Source organism: Bernardetia sp. (assembly GCF_020630935.1).
Taxonomy (GTDB): domain Bacteria; phylum Bacteroidota; class Bacteroidia; order Cytophagales; family Bernardetiaceae; genus Bernardetia.
In genome coordinates this window covers 1-4,341 of the sequence record NZ_JAHDIG010000134.1, presented here as the reverse complement: position 1 = coordinate 4,341, position 4,341 = coordinate 1, and the positions used below count along the sequence as shown (strand labels likewise).

The following is a 4,341-nucleotide window of genomic DNA, read 5'->3' as shown; positions in this document are numbered from 1 at the left end:
AATTACGAATTACGAATTACGAATTACGAATTACGAATTACGAATTTTTATCATTGACTGACTAAAGTTCAAAACAATTATTTCAGAGCGAAATTCATCACTAATCACTAATCACTAATCACTAATCACTAATCACTAATCACTAATCATTATTTTATGGCATATCGTCTCAACCCAAATACCTTAGATTTTCCTCCAGTACAGTTTTCAGATGAGGATGGACTTTTGGCTGTAGGGGGAGATTTATCTACAGAGCGCATTAAGAAAGCCTATAAAAACGGTATTTTTCCGTGGTATTCGGAGTATAGTCCGATTTTGTGGTGGTCGCCAAATCCTCGTTTTGTGATTTTGCCCCAAAATTTTAAGTTTGCCAAAAGCCTTCGTCCTATTCTGCGAAAGCAAAAATTTAGAGTAACCCTTAACCAAGCCTTTGAAAATGTAATTCAGCATTGCAAAGTAATGAACCGACCTAACCAACATGGCACTTGGATAACTCCTGAAATGCAACAGGCTTTTATAGATTTACACTATGAAGGTTTTGCTCATTCAGTAGAAGTTTGGAATGAAGATAAATTGGTCGGTGGATTGTACGGCGAAATAGTCGGAACGTGTTTTTTTGGAGAATCTATGTTTGCGCTAGAAAGTGATGCTTCAAAAGTGGGTTTTGTAGTGTTAGTGAAAAATCTTTTAGCCAATGGTTTTGAAATGATTGACTGCCAAGTTTTTACAGAGCATTTGGCTAGGTTTGGAGCTGATATGATTCCTCGTAAAGAATTTATAGAGCGTTTAGAAAAGGGAAAAGAAAAGCTGTTTGATAAGGAAAGTTTTGAAAAGAATTTTACAGATAGTCCAGATTTTATATTACAATTCAAACCCTAAGGGTTTTGGAAACCCTTAGGGTTTAAAACTATGAAAAAAATAAGTGTGCTTATAGCAGTAAGAAACGAGGAGCAAAATATCTTATCTTGTCTGAATCATTTAGATAAGTCAATAGCTAAATTTTATCAGAAAGAAAGTCAAGATAATTTTGAAATAGAAATCCTTGTAGGAGATGATAATTCAGAAGACAAAAGTGCAGAAATTATAAAAGAGTTTATACAAAAAAATGAAAAACTAAACTTTACTTATTTTAATATTGAAAATGAAAATAATCTGAAAGGCAAAGTAAAGGTGGTTTCCCAACTCATAGATATTTCAGAAGGAGAAACTATTATTTTATTAGATGCCGATATTTTTGTAACTCAAAATTGGCTCAAAGAGTTATTAACTAATTTCTATCAAAATGATGCAATAAAAATGCTGATGGGAACGACAATTCCCAAATTAGATTCAAATACATTTCAAACTTTAGATTGGATTTTCGGACAAGGAGTTTTGGCTATGTTCTCAACATTAGGTTTTCCACAAACAGCAATGGGCAATAATCTTATATTTGATAAAAAAATCTATCAAGAAATTGGAGGGTATCAAAATATTGAGTTTTCTGTAACAGAAGATTTAGCTCTTTTTAAAGCGTTTGGTTGTTGGTGGGGACACCAAAAACGGCAAGACAATTTTTTTACACATCTTTTCAGTCCTAATGCTTTAGCTTTTACAGAATCAGAACCAACGTTGAAAGACTGGATTTTGCAACGTCATCGTTGGCTAGTTGGAGCGTGGCAGTTTTCTAATTCTATAAAAAAAGTAATTTTACTCATTTATCTATTCAGAGCCTTGATTTTTATAGGGATGCTTTTGAGCGGACAGATATATATTGTTCTTAGTGTTGTTTGTCTCTTGGCGATTAATTTTTTCTTGCTTCTCTCCTTTTTTGTCAGGCTAAAACTTAAAATTTCGTTTTCTACTTTATTTCAGATACTGTTTTTTTCTTTGTCAGAATCAATTTTGTATTTTTTAGTGGGTATTTACTTTTTGACAAGTAAGAAGGTCAAATGGAAAGGAAGAGAATTTTAAATTGCCAAAAAAAATAGCATTATGATACAATTAGGTTAGGATTTTTAGTAAAAAAAACGCATTTTTAAAGTTACTTTTATTCTATCTGACTAAACTTACTCTACAAATTGGCTACAAATTCTACTTCAAGGAGAAACAGAAAGACAGTAAAATCTTTAGACCCTTATAAAATGTCTGAAATACTGAAAAAGGGTACGCTAGAAGGACTTATTCGCTTTGATGGCACAGGAACAAACCGTTATGTGTTTTACCCTTTCCAAGCAATGCGCTTTCGATGGGAACCTGAAGAGGAGGTAAGAGCATGGGCGTATATCAAACTTGTTTTGGAAAAAAAATATGACCCTAATAAAATAACTTTTGAACGCAAAGTAAAGATGGGTTCTTCTTATCGTTTCGTTGACATTGTGATTTTCTCTGACCATCAGCACCAAAACGATGAGATAATAATAGAGTGTAAACGAGCTAACGTAGGAAAAAGAGCATTTTTAGAGGCTGTTGAGCAAGGCAAATCGTATGACAATCAACTCTATGGAAAATATATTTGGGTTACATCCCAGAAAAAAAACACATATTATAAAGTAAAGCCTTCAAAAAATGGAAGGGATTATGTAGAAATTGATGATTTGCCTTCTTTTTCTACTTCTGCCAAATTTACAGGAGCATTGAGTGAGACAATTTGGACTGTCAAACATTCTTTAAAGGCATTCTATAAAAATTATATTGTTCCCCAAACTCAAAAACCTTGGGTTTCTAATTTCCTTCTCTTTACATTTTTCTTTGTCTTTATTGGCTTTATGGTCAGTTGGTTCAATGCAAAAGTAATCACAGCACAAATAGACAATCACACACGCTGGCTTGTCAAAGGGCGCATTCATTATGGTCATTTGTATTGGGTTGTGCCTATTCTGACAACATTAGTAATGATGTGGGCGTTCAAACGCAAACTTTTCCCTAAACTTACTGAAAAAAGAACAGCACGAAATCGTAAGAAGAAAGGGAAAGAACTACCTTTTGTATTTCACAATAAAGTCATCTTTGCGACACTTATCGTCGTTATTCCGTCTTTAGTTTTGAGTGAACTCTTATTTGGAACGGGAGATATTTGTAGGACATGTTGTATAGATAAATGGTTTTGTTGGTGGAGTAGAGGACATTATTATAAGGTAGATGAATCGTGGCGAATGATGAATTATTTTGTTCCTTTTGTGATGGGTGTTCCTGTTCAGTCAATTATGATGATAATTCTCAACTGGGTTTTTGAGGCATTTTCTAGGTTGCGATAAAAATTATTTTATTGCTCAAATGTAAGCCTTTAACCTACATAATTTTGCTGTTGTTGGTGTGTCCACCCACAGCTAACTATAACTTTCAATACAATGAAAAAATCATATTTAGTATATCTGTTCATATTTTTATTCTTTTTTGTTTCTTGTAAAGATAACTCTGAAACATTAGATGAAAATGTTGTTTTTGAAGAGGAGAAAGAATTGCTAGATGTAGCCTATGGAGATGATGCCCAACAAAAATATGATATTTATTTACCATCTAATCGTAGTGCTTCAAAAACCAAAGTCATCGTTTTAGTTCACGGAGGAGCTTGGATAGGAGGCGATAAGGCAGATATGAAAGGAGTATATGATGTTTTAAAAATTACTTCCTCTGAATATGCGCTGGTTAATATCAATTATAGATTAGCTACATTTAATCTGCAGCCTTTTCCAATGCAAATTTATGATATAAAAAGCGTCGTAGAAGACTTGAAAAGTAAAAGCAGAGAATATGGAATTTTGAATGAATATGCTTTTGTGGGCGTAAGTGCAGGGGCGCATTTGTCTATGCTTTATAGCTATAAAGATGATACAGAAAAAAGAGTAAAAGCAGTTGTAGATGTAGTAGGTCCAACAGATTTTTTACATTCTTCTTACACAGATAGCCCAAATATAGAAACCCAGCAAGCTGCTTTAGGTTTACAACTTGTTATAGGAAAGTTTATTGAAAATGACCCTAACTATTTTGAAAGTATAAGCCCAAGATATGCAGTTACAGCTAGTTCTCCTCCTACAATTATGTTTTATGGTGGTGTAGATGTGCTTGCGCCTTTTCAACAAGGAGAAGTCTTGAAACAAACATTGGACAGCTTTGGTGTAACGAACGAATATTATTTTTACCCTAATGCTGAACATGACTTAGGAGATGAAAACATTGCTGATGCACTTGCAAAATCTACAACTTTTATTCACACTCATTTGAAATAAAATGTTGAACTTGTTTAAGAATGGTTTTCTAGCGCTTACCGTTTCGTCAGCATATGCTGACGAACTGAAAGTCGGCGAAGCCAAAAAGTGCGTCCAAGCAGAATGCTTGAACGAGAAATAATAAATAAAATTT

At 33.5% G+C, this 4,341-nt stretch carries 4 protein-coding genes; all 4 read left to right on the top strand.

Annotated features, from left to right (window positions below; genetic code table 11):
- Positions 1–156 precede the first annotated feature (156 nt).
- The 4 genes from aat (at position 157) to QZ659_RS20150 (ending at position 4,208) form a co-directional block, all read left to right on the top strand.
- Positions 157–879 carry a leucyl/phenylalanyl-tRNA--protein transferase gene (aat, locus tag QZ659_RS20165; RefSeq protein WP_291728846.1) on the top strand — a complete coding sequence of 241 codons (723 nt, stop codon included), beginning with the start codon at positions 157–159 and terminating at the stop codon, positions 877–879.
- A 30-nt stretch (positions 880–909) separates the two neighbouring features.
- The gene (locus tag QZ659_RS20160; RefSeq protein ID WP_291728844.1) at positions 910–1,953 is read left to right on the top strand and encodes a glycosyltransferase; all 1,044 of its coding nucleotides are present in this window, start codon (positions 910–912) and stop codon (positions 1,951–1,953) included.
- Between the two features lie 107 nt (positions 1,954–2,060).
- On the top strand, positions 2,061–3,236 hold the full coding sequence (locus QZ659_RS20155) for a type I restriction enzyme HsdR N-terminal domain-containing protein (protein ID WP_291728843.1): 1,176 nt from the start codon (positions 2,061–2,063) through the stop codon (positions 3,234–3,236).
- 93 nt (positions 3,237–3,329) lie between these two features.
- Positions 3,330–4,208, top strand: a complete 879-nt coding sequence (locus QZ659_RS20150; protein ID WP_291728841.1) for an alpha/beta hydrolase — start codon at positions 3,330–3,332, stop codon at positions 4,206–4,208.
- The last annotated feature ends 133 nt before the right edge of the window (positions 4,209–4,341 follow it).

What these genes read in the sequence shown, in the direction of transcription:
- aat (WP_291728846.1), top strand. Translation starts at nt 157, where the DNA reads ATGGCATATCGTCTCAACCCAAATACCTTAGATTTTCCTCCAGTACAG.
- QZ659_RS20160 (WP_291728844.1), top strand. Translation starts at nt 910, where the DNA reads ATGAAAAAAATAAGTGTGCTTATAGCAGTAAGAAACGAGGAGCAAAAT.
- QZ659_RS20150 (WP_291728841.1), top strand. Translation starts at nt 3,330, where the DNA reads ATGAAAAAATCATATTTAGTATATCTGTTCATATTTTTATTCTTTTTT.